General features: G+C 60.5%; 14 protein-coding genes. 10 read left to right on the forward strand and 4 right to left on the reverse strand.

Annotated features, from left to right (window positions below; translation table 11 throughout):
• Positions 1–15: 15 nt before the first annotated feature.
• Both G5380_RS10935 and G5380_RS10940 read right to left on the reverse strand, forming a co-directional pair.
• Complete coding sequence (locus G5380_RS10935; protein ID WP_005339958.1) at positions 16–612, reverse strand: NAD(P)H-dependent oxidoreductase; 597 nt, start codon at positions 610–612, stop codon at positions 16–18.
• A 101-nt stretch (positions 613–713) separates the two neighbouring features.
• Complete coding sequence (locus G5380_RS10940) at positions 714–1556, reverse strand: LysR family transcriptional regulator (protein ID WP_199416573.1); 843 nt, start codon at positions 1554–1556, stop codon at positions 714–716.
• Between the two features lie 142 nt (positions 1557–1698).
• Between G5380_RS10940 and G5380_RS10945 the strand changes: the two genes are divergently transcribed.
• The 6 genes from G5380_RS10945 to G5380_RS10970 all read left to right on the forward strand — a co-directional run bounded on the left by G5380_RS10945 (position 1699) and on the right by G5380_RS10970 (position 9744).
• Positions 1699–2421: an SDR family oxidoreductase gene (locus G5380_RS10945; RefSeq protein ID WP_005348556.1), complete on the forward strand. Its 723-nt coding sequence runs from the start codon at positions 1699–1701 to the stop codon at positions 2419–2421.
• 88 nt (positions 2422–2509) lie between these two features.
• Complete coding sequence (locus G5380_RS10950) at positions 2510–2833, forward strand: hypothetical protein (protein WP_204420131.1); 324 nt, start codon at positions 2510–2512, stop codon at positions 2831–2833.
• A gap of 46 nt (positions 2834–2879) precedes the next feature.
• Positions 2880–3311, forward strand: a complete 432-nt coding sequence (locus G5380_RS10955) for a DUF411 domain-containing protein (protein WP_005339953.1) — start codon at positions 2880–2882, stop codon at positions 3309–3311.
• A 234-nt stretch (positions 3312–3545) separates the two neighbouring features.
• Entirely contained in the window at positions 3546–5699 is a 2154-nt protein-coding gene (locus tag G5380_RS10960) for a S9 family peptidase (protein WP_368194872.1), read from the forward strand.
• A 414-nt stretch (positions 5700–6113) separates the two neighbouring features.
• Complete coding sequence (locus tag G5380_RS10965; protein ID WP_204382487.1) at positions 6114–7085, forward strand: TAXI family TRAP transporter solute-binding subunit; 972 nt, start codon at positions 6114–6116, stop codon at positions 7083–7085.
• Positions 7086–7188: 103 nt separating this feature from the next.
• Positions 7189–9744, forward strand: a complete 2556-nt coding sequence (locus tag G5380_RS10970) for a TRAP transporter permease (protein ID WP_139747997.1) — start codon at positions 7189–7191, stop codon at positions 9742–9744.
• Between the two features lie 75 nt (positions 9745–9819).
• Here G5380_RS10970 and pmbA read toward each other — a convergent pair whose 3' ends face one another.
• Positions 9820–11163, reverse strand: coding sequence for a metalloprotease PmbA (pmbA, locus tag G5380_RS10975; protein ID WP_421352737.1), 1344 nt, complete (start codon positions 11161–11163; stop codon positions 9820–9822).
• Positions 11164–11277: 114 nt separating this feature from the next.
• Here pmbA and yjgA point away from each other — a divergent pair, with 114 nt between their 5' ends.
• Together yjgA and G5380_RS10985 are read left to right on the forward strand one after the other, a co-directional pair.
• Positions 11278–11802, forward strand: a complete 525-nt coding sequence (gene yjgA / locus G5380_RS10980; RefSeq protein WP_005336359.1) for a ribosome biogenesis factor YjgA — start codon at positions 11278–11280, stop codon at positions 11800–11802.
• A gap of 401 nt (positions 11803–12203) precedes the next feature.
• On the forward strand, positions 12204–12986 hold the full coding sequence (locus G5380_RS10985; protein ID WP_421208906.1) for a gamma-glutamyl-gamma-aminobutyrate hydrolase family protein: 783 nt from the start codon (positions 12204–12206) through the stop codon (positions 12984–12986).
• 12 nt (positions 12987–12998) lie between these two features.
• On the opposite strand, the gene G5380_RS10990 is transcribed toward G5380_RS10985, so the two are convergent.
• A complete protein-coding gene (locus tag G5380_RS10990; RefSeq protein ID WP_040069030.1) occupies positions 12999–13382 on the reverse strand; it encodes a hypothetical protein in 384 nt (127 codons plus the stop codon).
• Positions 13383–13527: 145 nt separating this feature from the next.
• Between G5380_RS10990 and G5380_RS10995 the strand changes: the two genes are divergently transcribed.
• Both G5380_RS10995 and G5380_RS11000 read left to right on the forward strand, forming a co-directional pair.
• A complete protein-coding gene (locus G5380_RS10995; protein ID WP_421208907.1) occupies positions 13528–15054 on the forward strand; it encodes a cyclic nucleotide-binding domain-containing protein in 1527 nt (508 codons plus the stop codon).
• Between the two features lie 45 nt (positions 15055–15099).
• Positions 15100–15498, forward strand: a complete 399-nt coding sequence (locus G5380_RS11000; protein ID WP_421208908.1) for an STY0301 family protein — start codon at positions 15100–15102, stop codon at positions 15496–15498.
• Positions 15499–15544 lie beyond the last annotated feature (46 nt).

The raw sequence follows: 15544 nt of genomic DNA on the forward strand, positions 1-15544 counted from the left end.
GCTGTCCGTGTTTCATCAGAGCACCTCCAGCAAGTCGCGCAGATAAGGGCGCCCGGCCAGTTGCTCTGGAGTCAGCTGATCGTCACGCAAGGCGCAAAGCAGCTGGCGGTAATCCTGTCCACAGCGGCGCAGGGCGGCGGGATCCTTGATCTTGTGAAAGGAGTGGAGCACGAAGGGGGGCAGCCAGTTCATGCCGCACAAGGTGGCAGCCTGCTGAAATGGCAGCAGAAAATCGAGCAGCGGTCGGCTGTTGTAACCCTCGCTGCAGTAGGACTCCGGCGCCCCGCCGGTGGTGATGGCGCTCAGCCACTGCTTGCCCTTGAGGGCGTGGGCTTCGGGGCCGTAGGCGTAGCCATACTCCAGCACCAGATCCATCCACTCCTTCATGATGGCCGGACAGGAGTACCAGTAAAACGGGTGCTGGAAGACGATGATATCGTGCTCACAGAGCAGCGCCTGCTCCCGCTTCACATCGATGAACATGTCGGGATAGTGCTGATAGAGGTCGTGAACCGTGACCCCCTCCAGCCCCTCAATCGCCTGCAACAGCTGCTTGTTGGCCCGCGAGCTCTGCAGAGCGGGATGGGAAAAAATTACCAGAATGCGTTTCATGACCACATCACCCGAACAAAGCCTTGCAGTGCAAGGCACGGTAAACAGAAAAGGGGAGTCTGGGGAGCTGCATCGTAAAGGTGCACAGGAAAGCGACCTTATCAGGAAGCGCCATAACCTGCCAACTCGGGGATCAGCTCCCGCAGCGCCGGATTGAGGGTCTGGTGGGCGGGATAGCAGAGCCCGATCCGGCGAAACATCCGCGGCCCGCTCACCGGCAGGGTACAGAGCCCCGCCTCATCCTCGACCAGCCCGTCCGGCAGAAAACTGATGCCGACCCCCGCCAGCACCAGCGCCATCACCAGCCCCTTGCTCTCGGCCTTGGCCACCAGATTGAGGGTAAGCCGGTCACAGGCCAGCAGGCCGATAGTCTGCTGATGGGCTTCGCAGGGCGGGCACTCAATAAAATCATAATGTTGCAGCTCGGCCAACTCGATCCTTTCGCGACTGGCCAGGGGATGATCGACCGGCACGCAGAGCACGTAATCCTCCTCCCACAGCGGCAGAAAGATCTCGTCCTCCCGGCGCAGGACATCCAGCGTCAAGCGGCAATCGGCGGGCGTAGCGTAGTCGGAGAGGGTGAGATCCAGCTGCGGCAGCACGCGCTGTACTTGCTGCAGCAGCCCGGCCACCCGGCGGCGACTCAAGTCCGGCATGATGGCGATATTGAGCCTCGCACGCGTCGCTTTCTGGCGAAACAGCTCCGGCAGACGGCGCGCCTCCTCCACCAGCTTGACTGCGTGAGGATAGAGATAGTGGGCCGGATCTTTCGCCACCACCCCTTTCTTGCCCCGGACAAACAGGCTGTCACCGAGCGCCTCTTCCAGCTGGCGCAGTCCCGCCGAGAGGGAGGGCTGGCTGACGTGGCAGCGCTCGGCCGCCGCCGTGATGTTCTTCTCTTCATAGATGGCGATGAAGAAACGCAGCAATCTCAAGTCCAGCATAAACCAACCATAGTTTTTTCAGATGATAACCAGCGGAAAACAATATTTATCACTTATAGATACAGTGACTATAGTGATTGGGTTCCGTGCTGGCCAGCCACCTGTTTGCTCAAACCGACTCTTGAATCAGAAGGAAAGACCCATGTCCAAATCTCTCGTCGTGATCACCGGCGCCTCCGCCGGGATCGGTGCCGCCATCGCCCGTGCCTTCTCTGCCGCCGGTCATCCGCTGCTGCTGCTGGCCCGCCGGGTCGAGCCGATGCAGGCGCTGAACCTGCCCGATACCCTCTGCATCGGGGTCGATGTGACCGACACCGCCGCCATGAAGGCCGCAGTCCAGCAGGCAGAAGCCAAATTTGGCCCGGTCGGCTGCATGGTCAACAACGCCGGCGTCATGCTGCTGGGTCAGGCAGATGTGCAGGATCCCGCCGAATGGCAGCAGATGCTCAACATCAACGTGATGGGGGTGCTGAACGGCGTCCACGCAGTGCTGGCAGGCATGAAGGAGCGCCGCAGCGGCACCATCATCAACATCAGCTCCATCGCCGGTCGCAAGACCTTCCCGAACCATGCTGCCTACTGCGCCACCAAGTTCGCCGTGCACGCCCTGACCGAGAACATCCGCGAAGAGGTGGCCGATGTCGGCGTGCGTATGGTGACCATTGCCCCGGGTGCGGTCGAGACCGAGCTGCTCAGCCACACCACTGACGAGAGCATCAAGGCCGGTTACCACGACTGGAAAGATCAGATGGGCGGCGTCATTGCACCGGAAGTGATCGCCGATGCCGTGCTCTACGCCTGGAACCAGCCTGCCAACGTCTGCGTGCGCGAGATCGTGCTGGCGGCGACCCGTCAGCAACCTTAATCCTGGCTGACTGACTCTATGGGGAGGGCTTGACCCTCCCCCGGGGCACAGGGTTACCATGTGCCCCTTGTTATTTTCGAGTCATTCCATGGTTCTCACCCGTCGCCAACTCGCTCACGCCCGTCGCTGGCTCCCCTTGTGGAGTCTGGTGCTGGTGTTGATGTCGTTTGGCAGTCGGGCCGCAACCGACCTCTGTACCCTGACCACCCACTGCAGCCAGAGCGAGCGAACCCTGGAAAAAGCAATGCCCTGCGGCAGCTTTACCACCGCCCTCTCGATGACGCTGGTAGGCAGCGACAGCCTGACGGTCGCCGTGCTGGAACCGGATACCCCCGACTTCGCCTCCCCCTCTCTCTTTATGCCGGACGCTCCGTGCGAGCGGCTCGAACGTCCCCCACGCACCCGGACCTGAAACGCATCCCGTATCGGGCATCTTTTCTTTCAATCTGAGGTGAGTGATGTACAAACCCCTGTTACTGGCCATGCTGGCCGGTACCGTCAGCTTTTCGGCTCTCGCGGCCGAGAAGATGACCGTCTACAAATCCAAATATTGTGGCTGTTGCCAAAGCTGGAACGAGCACATGGAGCAGAATGGCTTCGAACTGGAAGTCATCGAAACCGAACAGCTCGGCGCAGTGAAGCAGCAATACGGTATCGCGCCGGAACTGGCCTCTTGCCATACCGGTATCGTAAATGGCTATGTGATCGAGGGGCATGTACCGGCCGCCGATGTGCAGAAGCTGCTCAGGGAAAAACCGGCGATCCGGGGCCTGACCATTCCGGGCATGCCCCAGAGTGCGCCGGGCATGGATATTCCGGGCCATCCCTATGAGGTACTGAGTATCAGCAACGAGGGCGCGACCAACCGCTGGTCGAGCTACCCAGGCTGACGAAAACTGGCCATGAGAGGGCACTCCCATATCATGTGAGGCACACCTGAGCGGACTCTTGCCGCTCATGGCCAGAAAGAGGGCCGCTATCGCGAGATAGCGGCTTTTTTTGATTACATTTCCTGCAATAACAAGGGATTGCTTGCAACCACCGGCAACAAGGGGCAGATTTAACGCCAATTCATGGAGCCGATGCTCAGGTCTACCAACCCTTTCCAGCGCCAAGGATGCGACATGTTTACCTTTTCCCGAGGAGTTCTGCTGCTAGCCTTTCTGACAGTTCTCCCCCCCACTTATGCCAATGAAGAGCCCGCCATGCTGACAAGCGAACATCCAATCCAGCCGCCCGTGGCCGCCAAACATCCCCGCACTCTGAAAAAACACGGGGATACCCGCATCGACAACTACTACTGGCTGCGTGACGACGAGCGGCAGAAGCCCGAGGTGTTGGACTATCTCAAGGCCGAGAACGCCTATACCGAGGCCATGCTCAAGCCGACCCAACCCCTGCGCGAACAGCTTTACAAAGAGATGGTCGCCCGCATCCCCCAGCAGGATGAGTCGGTGCCCTATGTGAAGAACGGCTACCGCTACCAGACCCGCTATGAGCCGGGCAAGGAGTACGGGATCTATTCGCGCACCAAGCTCGGTGAAGAGCAGGCGAGCCTGCTGCTCGACAGCAACCTGCGGGCTGAAGGGCACGAGTTCTATGCCCTCGGCGCCCTTGAGGTGAGCCGCAACAACCGCTGGCTGGCGGTGGCGGAAGATTTCCTCTCCCGCCGTCAGTACCAGATCCAGTTCCTCGACCTGGAGAGTGGCCAGTGGGCCACCGACAAACTGGAAAATACCTCCGGCAATCTGGTGTGGGCCAACGACAACAAGACCGTCTTCTATGTGCGCAAGCATCCGCAGACCCTGCTGCCCTATCAGGTCTATCGCCATACGCTCGGGACGGATCCGGCCACGGACAAGCTGGTCTACGAGGAGAAGGATGACTCCTTCTACATCAGCCTCTACGCCACCACCTCGGAAGATTTCATCGTCATCGCCCTCTCCAGCACCACCACAGGCGAAGCACGGCTGATCGATGCCAACCAGCCGGAGCACGCCCCCCGCCTGTTCCTGCCCCGTCAGGTGGATCACGAATACAGCCTGGATCACTACCGCGGCCGCTTCTATGTCCGCTCCAACAAGGATGGCAAGAACTTCGGCCTCTACGAGACCAAAGAGAGCCCGGTCGATCGCTGGAAGGCGGTGATCGCCCCCAATCCGGACGTGCTGCTGGAGAGCTACGCCCTGTTCAAGGATTGGCTGGTACTGGAAGAGCGCAACAAGGGGCTGACCCGCTTGCGTCAGGTCAACTGGCAGAGCGGTGAGCAGAAGGAGATCGCCTTCGATGATCCCGCCTATGTCACCTGGCTCGCCTACAACCCGGAGCCGGATACCAGCGCCCTGCGCTATGGCTACTCCTCCATGACAACCCCCGCCTCCACCTATGAGCTGGACATGGCGAGCGGCAAGCGCACCCTGCTCAAGCAGCAGCCGGTGGCCGGCTTCAAGGCCGACCAGTACGCCAGCGAGCGGCTCTGGGTAACCGCCCGCGACGGCGTATCGGTGCCGGTGTCGCTGGTCTATCGCAAGGACAAGTTCAAGAAAGAGCAGGCCGATGCGCCCAAGAATCCGCTGCTGGTCTATGGCTACGGCTCCTACGGCGCCAGCATGGATCCCGACTTCAGCAGCTCGCGCCTGAGCCTGCTGGATCGCGGCTTCGTCTACGCCATCGCCCATATCCGGGGTGGCGAGGAGCTGGGCCGTCACTGGTACGAAGATGGCAAGTTGCTGAAAAAGCAGAACACCTTCAATGACTTCATCGATGTCACCAAGGCGCTGGTGGAGCAAGGCTACGGCGCCAGGGATCAGGTCTACGCCATGGGCGGCAGCGCCGGTGGTCTGCTGATGGGGGCCGTCATCAATCAGGCGCCCGAACTCTATCGCGGCGTGGTGGCGCAGGTGCCGTTCGTCGATGTGGTCACCACCATGCTGGACGAGTCCATTCCCCTCACCACCGGGGAGTATGACGAGTGGGGCAACCCGAACCAGAAGCGCTACTACGACTACATGAAGAGCTACAGCCCCTACGATCAGGTCAAGGCGCAAGCCTACCCCAACCTGCTGGTCACCACCGGGCTGCACGACTCGCAAGTGCAGTATTGGGAGCCCGCCAAGTGGGTCGCCAAGCTGCGCGAGCTGAAGACGGATGATAACAAGTTGTTACTGAACACCGACATGGACGCCGGCCACGGTGGCAAGTCGGGCCGCTTCAAAGCCTACGAAGATATCGCGCTGGAGTACGCCTTTATCCTGGATCTGGCCACCCCGGCCAACTGATCCATTATGACCCCGGCCCTTGTCACACAAGGGCCGCATAAGAATCCCCTCCTAGTTTTTCCCTCTTCCATTTCCCTTCATATCAAATTAATCTTCGGCTAGAAAATGAATGATCAAGGTCATGTTTCTCAAGATTAAACTCCGTGATTTTGCCATTTCGTTTGATTTATGTTGGGTGAATGTGCTTAATCGGAGTGCTTGCAACTTTTTATTTGGCCCCTCAGGGGCCAATTTATCTTCGACCGACAGGAGGTCGGTAACCTCACCACAGGATGAGGGTGACCGCCGGAAAAGGGGGCAATCAACTCCCCCGCTTTCGCGCAACGAGAAGAGCGGGCAAGCCCGGCGCAGAACGGGATTGCCATCAATTTATCCGGGGATCGGATAAACAAAATCAAAGAAAAGGGAGAAAAAATGAAAGGATTAACTTTGGCATGCGCCCTGTCGGCGGCTCTGGTCGGTGTTTCATTCGGTGGTCCGGTACAAGCGCAGGAGCGCTTCGTGACCATAGGCACCGGCGGTCAGACCGGCGTCTACTATGTCGCTGGCCAGTCCATCTGCCGCTTCCTCAATCGCGGCGCCGCCGATCACCAGATCAAGTGCAACGCCCCAGCCAGTGGCGGTGGTGTTGCCAACGTCAACGGCATCCGCAGCGGTGAGTTCAACTTCGGCATCATGCAATCCGACCACCAGTTCAAGGCGATGAAAGGGCTGCCACCGTTCCAGGCCGAAGGGGCCATGGACGATATGCGCGCCGTCTTCTCCCTGCAGAGCGAGGTGTTCACCATCCTGGCTCGCCGCGATGCCAAGATCGCCAGCTTCGACGACCTGAAAGGCAAGCGCGTCAACATCGGCAACCCGGGCTCCGGCCAGCGTGACACCATGGAAGAGATCATGGCGGTCAAAGGCTGGAAGAAGGGTGACTTCGGTCTGGTCTCCGAGCTGAAGCCGGCCGAACAGGCCTCCGCCCTCGGTGACAACAACATCGACGCCATGAGCTACTTCGTCGGTCACCCGAACGGCGCCATTCAGGAAGCTTCCACCACCACAGATGCAGTACTGGTACCTGTGACCGGCGCCGACATCGACAAGCTGCTGGCCGAGAAGAGCTACTACAGCAAGGCCGAGATCCCGGGCGGCATCTACAAGGGCAGCGACAAGCCGACCCCCTCCATCGGTGGCAAAGCGGTGCTCTCCACCAGCGCCAAAACCGATCCGGAAGTGGTCTATCAGCTGGTCAAGTCGGTGTTCGACAACCTGGATCGCTTCAAGCGCCTGCACCCTGCCTTTGCCGACCTGAAAGAGGCCGACATGATCAAGGTGGGTCTCTCTGCACCGCTGCATGAAGGGGCTGCCCGCTACTACAAAGAGCGCGGCTGGATCTGATTGAAGGCCCCGGGGCCTTTGTCACTCTCTTCGACACCCGTCCGCCGCCTGATTGCGGGGGCGGGTGTCGCTCTTGTTGTACTCGTTGGCACAAGTTAACCCTATGCAAGATAAACAACTCTCTACCGAGGAACTGATCGCCCAGGATGTGGGCGCTCGCCTGCCGCTGGGCATCATGGGCTGGCTCATCACCGCGCTGGCGCTGGCCTGGTCCCTGTTCCAGCTCTGGATCGCCTCGCCACTCCCCTTCATGGTGGGGTTTGGCGTACTCAATGACACCGAAACCCGCTCCATTCACCTCACCTTCGCCCTGTTGCTGGCTTTTCTGGTGTTCCCGGCATTTCGCTCCTCGCCGCGGGATCGGGTTCCCCTCGGCGATATCGCCCTCGGTCTGATCGCTGCTGGCGCCGCCTCTTACCTGTTCGTGATGTATGAAGCACTGGCGCTGCGTCCCGGCACCCTCACCACCGCCGATCTGGTGACCGCCTGCATCGGCATTCCGCTGCTGCTGGAAGCGGCGCGCCGCGCCCTGGGGCCGGCACTGGCGGTCATCGCCATCGTCTTTCTGATCTACAGTCTGGCGGGCCCCTGGATGCCGGGACTGCTGGCACACCGCGGGGTAGGTTTCACCGCGCTGGCCAACCACCAGTGGATCACCACCGAAGGGGTGTTTGGCATTGCCCTTGGCGTCTCCACCAGCTTCGTGTTCCTGTTCGTGCTGTTCGGCGCCCTGCTGGAACGGGCCGGTGCCGGTCACTACTTTATCCAGCTCGCCTTCAGCCTGCTCGGCCACCTGCGCGGCGGCCCCGCCAAGGCGGCAGTGGTCGCCTCCGGCCTGACCGGTCTGATTTCCGGCTCGTCGATTGCCAACGTGGTGACCACCGGTACCTTCACCATCCCGATGATGAAGAAGGTGGGCTTCAGTTCAGAGAAAGCGGGGGCGGTGGAAGTAGCCTCCTCGGTCAACGGCCAGATCATGCCACCCGTGATGGGGGCTGCGGCTTTCCTGATGGTCGAATACGTGGGCATCCCCTATGTGGAGATCATCAAGCACGCCTTCCTGCCTGCCACCATCTCCTACATAGCGCTGCTCTACATCGTCCATCTGGAGGCGCTGAAACTGGGCATGCAGCCCATCGGCAACCATCAACCCAAACCCTGGCTGCGTCGCCTGACCGGTTTTGCCTTTGGCGCGGCCCTCATCAGCGGCCTGTCACTGGCGGTCTACTATGGCCTCGGCTGGCTCAAACCTGCTCTGGGTGACTACGCCCTGCCGGGGATCTCGGTACTGCTGGCTGCCACCTATGTGGCTCTGTTGAAGATCGCCGCCAGCAATGAACCCCTGCCTGCCGAAGATCCCGACAAGCCGCTCACCGAGTTGCCCAACACCCGCGCCGTGCTGCTCTCCGGCCTGCACTTCCTGCTGCCGGTGGTAGTACTGGTGTGGTGCCTGATGGTGGAACGCCTCTCGCCGGGGCTGTCGGCCTTCTGGGGTACCGTGATGCTGGTGATCATCCTGCTGACCCAGCGCCCGCTGCTCAACTGGCTGCGCAAGGACGGCAAGCACGACTACGGTACCGTCGCTGACGGCGTGGTGGATCTGCGGGAAGGGCTGGTTGCCGGTGCCCGCAACATGATCGGTATCGGCATTGCCACCGCCACCGCGGGGATTATCGTGGGTGCGGTCTCCCAGACCGGGGTCGGTCTGGTGCTGGCGGATCTGGTGGAGTTCCTCTCCATGGGCAACCTGCTGCTGATGCTGCTGCTGACCGCCCTGCTGAGCCTGATCCTCGGCATGGGGCTGCCCACCACCGCCAACTACATCGTGGTGTCCAGCCTGCTGGCACCGGTGGTGGTGACGCTGGGGCAGCAAAACGGGCTGATCGTGCCGCTGATCGCGGTGCACCTGTTCGTCTTCTACTTCGGCATCATGGCGGATGTGACGCCGCCGGTGGGGCTGGCCTCCTTCGCGGCAGCAGCTGTCTCCAAGGGCGACCCCATCAAGACCGGGATCACGGCGTTTTACTACAGCCTGCGTACCGCGGCGCTGCCGTTCCTGTTTATCTTCAACACCGACCTGCTGCTGATCGACGTGGACTTCGCCCACGGGGTGCTGATCTTCATCGTGGCGACCATCGCCATGCTGATCTTCGCCGCCGCCACTCAGGGCTGGTTCCTGGTGAAGAGCCGCTGGTACGAGAGCGTGCTGCTGTTGCTGGTCGCCTTTACCCTGTTCCGCCCGGGTTTCTGGATGGACATGGTGCACGACCCCTATCGCGAGACCCCGCCTGCCCAGCTGGCCCAGACCATGGGTGAAGTGGAGGCGGAGAGCACCCTGCGGCTGCGGATCCTCGGTGAAGATGCGGTGGGCAAGCCACGCAAGTTCACCCTGCTGGTCGCCGTACCGGATGGGGCAAATGGCGAAGAGCGGCTGGCCAATCTGGGGCTGAGCCTCTATGAGCAGGATGGCAAGACGCTGATCGACAACGTCGCCTTTGGCAGCCCGGCCGCCACCATGGGACTGGAGTTCGATCAAGAGATCCTCACCGTCAAGGCGCCGACCGAGCGCTGGACCAAGGAGTGGATGTGGATCCCGGGCTTCCTGCTGTTCGGGGCGATCGTCTGGCTGCAGCGTCGCCGCAGCGTCAAGGCCGGTTAATCCGCCAGGCAAATAAGACAGAGGGCCGCGATTGCGGCCCTCTTTTTATGGATATCGATCTCGCTGCAGCGGCGATCAGTGACCCGCCAGCTTCATATTCTCTACCAGCACCGAGCCGGTCTTGAGACTGGAGCGCTCATCCTCGTCACTACCCACCGCCACGATATGACTGAACATCTCGGCCAGATTGCCGGCGATGGTGATCTCCTCGACCGGATAGGCTATTTCGCCATTCTCGACCCAGAAACCGGCAGCGCCGCGGGAGTAGTCGCCATTGACGATATTGACCCCCTGCCCCATCAGCTCGGTCACCAGCAGACCGGTACCCATCTCTTTCAGCATGCCCTGAAAATCCTGGCCGGTATTGGAGACCTGCCAGTTGTGGATGCCACCGGCATGACCCGTAGTGGTCAGCCCCAGCTTGCGAGCGGAGTAGGAGGTAAGCAGCCAGCTCATCAGCTCGCCGTTACGGATGATATCCATGTCGCGGGTACGCACCCCTTCGCCATCGAACGGGGTACTGGCGAGCCCCCCCAGCAGGTGGGGGAACTCCTGAATGGTGAGCCACTCTGGCAGGATCTGCTTGCCCAATTTGTCGAGCAGGAAGCTCGACTTGCGATAGAGGTTGCCACCGCTGATGGCCATCACCAGATGGCCCCACAGGCCGGAGGCAGTATCGGGGTGGAACAGCACAGGGGCATGGCGGGTAGAAATCTTGCGGGCGCCGAGACGGGAGACGGTACGCTCCACCGCCTCGTCGGCGATGCGCTGCGCGCTCCAGAGCCCGTCGAGGGAACGGCTGGAGGAGTAGCCGTAATCCCGCTGCATGTCGCCATCCTGCTCGCCGATCAGCACGCAGCTAAGGGAGTTACGCGACGCCGCGTAGCCTTTGACGAAGCCGTGGCTGTTACCATAGACCTTGATGCCAAGATGGCTGGAGAAACCGGCACCGTCGGAGTGCTTGATACGGACATCGCGACCCAGAGCGAGTCGTTCGCACTCGATGGCCAGATCGATGCCGCGCCGGGGATCCAGCTCGATTTGGTGACACAGTTGCAGGTCGGGGGCATCCCAGGCCAGCAGCTCGGCGTCCGCCAGACCGGCGCAATCATCCGCCGAGGTGTGGCGGGCAATCTCGATGGCCGCTTCAACGGCGGCACGAATGGCGGGTTTGCTCAGATCGGTGGTCGAGGAAGATCCCTTGCAACCATCGCGATAGACGGCGATGCCGAGGGCGCCATCCTTATTGAATTCAATGCTTTCTAGTTCACAACCCCGGGTGTTCACCGACAACCCGGTCTGCTTGCTGATGGAGACTTCGGCCAGCGAGGCGCCCAGTCCTTTGGCTATCTCCAGGGCTTCGGCAACCACGGCCTCGAGATGGGCTTGATCCTGGCGGATTTGGTCTTGCTGATCCATAACTCACATCTGTATGAAAGAAGGAAAGGGGGGTAAGCATATCAGACCCCTGCGCCCAGCGGGAGAAGCTGGTAACATATCCGCCAAACGTGAATGACAGGAATCAAGAGACCGATGAGTCAATATCAAGACGACAACGAGTTCGAAGACTGGGGCCCCAGCAAGAGCCAGCTCAAGCGCGATGCCGAAGCATTGCAGAAAATGGGGGAAGAGATCGTCTCCCTCAGCCACAGCGAGCTGGAAAAAATCCCGTTGGATGAAGAGCTTGCAGAAGCTGTCGAGCTGGGTCGCAAACTCAAGCCGAAGAAGGATGAGTCCTTCCGTCGCCATCTGCAGTTCATCGGCCGCCTGATGCGCAGCCGCGATATCGAGCCGATTGCCGAAGCGCTCTCCATCATCAAGAACCGTCACTCCACCGTGAATGCGCGCCTGCATCGCCTGGAGCAGTGGCGCGAGCGCCTGATCACCGAAGGTGACAGCGCCCTCAATGAGCTGATGTCCCAGTTCCACGAACTGGATCGCCAGAAGCTGCGCCAGCTGATCCGCTCCGCCAACAAGGAGCGGGAGCTGAACAAGCCGCCGGTCGCCTACCGCGAGATGTACCAGTATCTGCGCGGCGAGATCGAAGACCTGCTGTGATCCCCGACACACGCCTCCCCTCGGGGAGGCGTGTTTCTATTGATGCCTTTTCCTCTCAACATCCCCCGCCAGCCCTGCGCGTTTAATATATCCACCATTTTACTACCCCAGCCATAACGGCTCATCTCAACAGCCCCGTTAAATCGCCGCTTAAGAGCCGTTCAAGACAAACCTGTTAACAACTTTGCATCATTTTGTTTGACATATTGAACAGCCTTGGCAGACTGGGGAGAGGATCCAGGCTGTCGCTGCCGAGGCTGACCGACGATTCGATTCTGCCACCCGGTAAGACGCGGGATCCCATGACCATACCTTGAGGCATGCCCTTGCCCAGCCGATGTGCAAGGGTCTGCCCAAGGTGCAGGATGAGACTTCAACGCCAAGGATAATCAAGGTGCCCTATGCCAAATCCCCTGCCTCCCGCTCCCCGTAAACCTGTCGTACTGATGACCATGGGCGCCCAGCCCCGCAACGGCCACGCCTATCAGGTGATGACCCACAAATACATCATGCCGCTGGTCGAGATCAGTGGCTGTGTCCCGCTGCTGGTACCCACCTGCTGCGGCACCGCCGATCTGGAGCAGTATCTGGATCTCGCCGATGGGGTCTATCTGAGTGGTGCAGGTTCCAATATCGATCCGGCCCTCTACGGTCAGGAGAACCTCACGCCGGAAAAACAGCAAGACAGGGATCGCGATTTGTTCGACCTGCCCCTCATCAAGGGGGCGCTCGCCCGTGGCTTGCCGATCCTCGGTATCTGCCGCGGCATGCAGGAGATCAACGTGGCGCTGGGGGGAGACATCCATCAGAAGGTCTATAACGAGCCGGGATATGACGATCACCGGGAGGATGCCGACGATCCGGTCGACGAGCAGTATGGGCCGAGCCATCAGATCAAACTGCTGCCCGGCAGCTGGTTTGCCGAACTGATGGGGGAAGAACAGATTCCGGTCAACTCCCTGCATGGGCAGGGCATCAACCGGTTGGGGAAGGGTCTGGAGCCGTTGGCCCACGCCGAAGATGGGCTGATAGAGGCACTTCATGCTCCCGCACTGTCGCCCTTTTTGCTGGCAGTGCAGTGGCATCCGGAGTGGAAGGCCAATGAAAACCCCCACTCCATCAAGATATTTCAAGCCTTTGGCGATGCCTGCCGCCAGCGCTGTGCATTGATGGCAGCGAGTTAATCCCTCATCGATTCAGTCGCCAAACCCGCGCGCCTTGAGCTTGGGCAGTCCACCCCGCTCGGGGCGCAGGGTACGGCAGATATCCATCCCCTTGAGCCCGCGCTGGATATGGTCAGGCGAATGGCCAAACACCATGCCGTTGCTGCGGTAGAGGTTGTTGTCATCCAGCTCGAACTTCTCGCCACCGATCAGCAACTGCTCGCGGCCATTGACCGTGTCACCCCGCTTGATGGGCACCTTCATGTCGCTCAGCACCTCACCGGTGGCACACCCCTCACGCCAGCGCGCCTCGCTGGAGAAGGGGGTAATGGCTATTTCACGCCAGGAGCCATCCCGGAATTCGACCCGATACTTCTCGGCCAGCAGGTCGCAGCCAGCCAATGGCAACAGGGCCATCAAACAGATGATTTTCTTTGAAAATTTCACTCAATCGCACTCCTTTGCCCGGTTCTGCACAGGATAAATAAATTGCCGCCCCAACGCACCATTTCCCAGCGCCGCAGCAGCTATGCTGGAAATAAAACCACAATAAGGTGCTGCTATGGCTGGCGAAAACCTCACCGCGCTACCGACGCTGATCTGGATTGGCGAACACCCGTTCTGGACCCTGCTCACCCTCTCCCTGATGCTGATCCACTTCTGGCGCCGTCCGGGACAGCGACGGGAGCTGCTCTCCGAGCTCAGTTTCGTGATGATAAGCGCGGTGGTGATCCTGCTGATCCAGCTGGAGGGGGGCTGGTTCAAACTGCCGCTGCCCCATCAATTGCTGATCGAGATTTCAACCCTGCTGGCCGGCCTGATACTGGTCAAGATATGGGGGATCCTGCTGTTCGAATTTCTGCTCCCCCTCTGCCATGTGCGGATCCCGCGGATCATCGCCGATATCGTCATCACCATCGGCTATATCGGCTGGGGTCTGTTTCGCCTCTACGCCTCCGGCATGGCGCTCGGGGAGATAGTCACCACCTCCGCGGTGATCACCGCGGTCATCGCCTTCGCCATGCAGGACACCCTGGGCAACCTGCTGGCCGGGGTCTCCATTCAGCTCGACAACTCCATCGCCATCGGTGACTGGCTGCAAGTGGATACCACCCAGGGCCGGGTGGTGGAGATCAACTGGCGTGCCACCACCATCGAGACCCGCAACTGGGAGACAGTCGTCATCCCCAACAGCCACCTGCTCAAACAGCGCTTCACCGTGCTCGGGCGTCGCCGTGGCGAACCCTTGCAGTGGCGGCGCTGGGTCTGGTTCGATCTGACCCTGGATACCCTGCCGACCCAGATCATCGCGCTGATCGAGAAATCCCTGCGGGAGACCAAGCTCCCCTGCGTCGCCAAGTATCCGCAACCGGACTGCCTGTTGATGAATGTCGAGGGTGGGATTGCCCGCTATGCAGTGCGCTACTGGCTGACCGATCTGGCTCGCGACGATCCGACCGACTCCATGGTGCGCAGCCTGATCGATGCCGCCCTGCGCCGCAACGATCGCCGCCTCACCCCGCCGATCTTCAACGTCTTTATGGCCAAGGAGAAGCAGCATCTGGATGCCCGCCACAAGCGCCACACCGCCGAACGAACCGATACCCTGCGCAAGCTGCCGCTGTTTGCCATGTTGCAGGAGGATGAGCTGATCAGACTGGCGGACCAGGTGAAGTTTGCCCCCTTCGTCAGCGGCGACATCATGCTGGAGCAGGGAGATGTCTCCAGCTGGCTGTTCGTGCTGGTCAAAGGGGAAGCCGAGATGGTGGTCAATGTCGAGGGGCGAGAGCTGAAGCTTGGTACGCTCAACGCGGGAGACTTTTTTGGCGAACTGAGCCTGCTCACCGGCGAGCCCAGCTCCTTCACGGTACGGGCGGTGGCCACCGTCGAAACCTATCGCATCAATCAGGCAATGTTTCAGGAGCTGGTGATGCAGCGTGAGGCGCTGGTCGAGCCCCTCTACCGGGTGCTGAGCGATCGTCAGCAGGAGCAGCGGGCGCTGCTGGAGCGGGAGGCGGAAGCCATGAAACAGCCACCACAACAGCTTGATCTGCTTGATAAACTGATGAAGCTGTTCGGTGGAAGATGACGTAACATGGCATCGTATTGAGGACGTGAAGAGAGAACAGCAGCCATGTTACTGACAACCCTGGCCCTTGCCGCCAGCCTGCAATTTGATTGTCCCGCCACCATCGAGAGTCGCCAGCAGCTGCTGACCCCGCAGCAGGGCTGGCAGGCGTTCACCCGCAATGACGATGGCAAACCGGACGAAACCCTCAGTCACCGGCTCGATAATCTGGCCCTGTTCGACGGAGATCCTGCTGAACTGGCCCAACTCAAACCGGATAATGGCGACAGCGACGAGATCCACTACTGGAGCCAGCTCGATAGCAGCCTGCGCCCCCTCTATCTGGTTTGCCGCTATCAGAACAGCGCCATCACCCTGCAACAAGCGCTGCCCGCCGGTATCAGTTACTGCCGCGTCAACCAGCGCGACCGCTACACCCTGCTCGGGTTGGTTTGTCGCAAATAGCGGGCGTAACCCCTTGCCATATATTGCTATTCGCTGACAGCCATTA

It is taken from the genome of Aeromonas sp. 604443 (assembly GCF_049170315.1).
Lineage (GTDB): Bacteria > Pseudomonadota > Gammaproteobacteria > Enterobacterales > Aeromonadaceae > Aeromonas > Aeromonas veronii_A.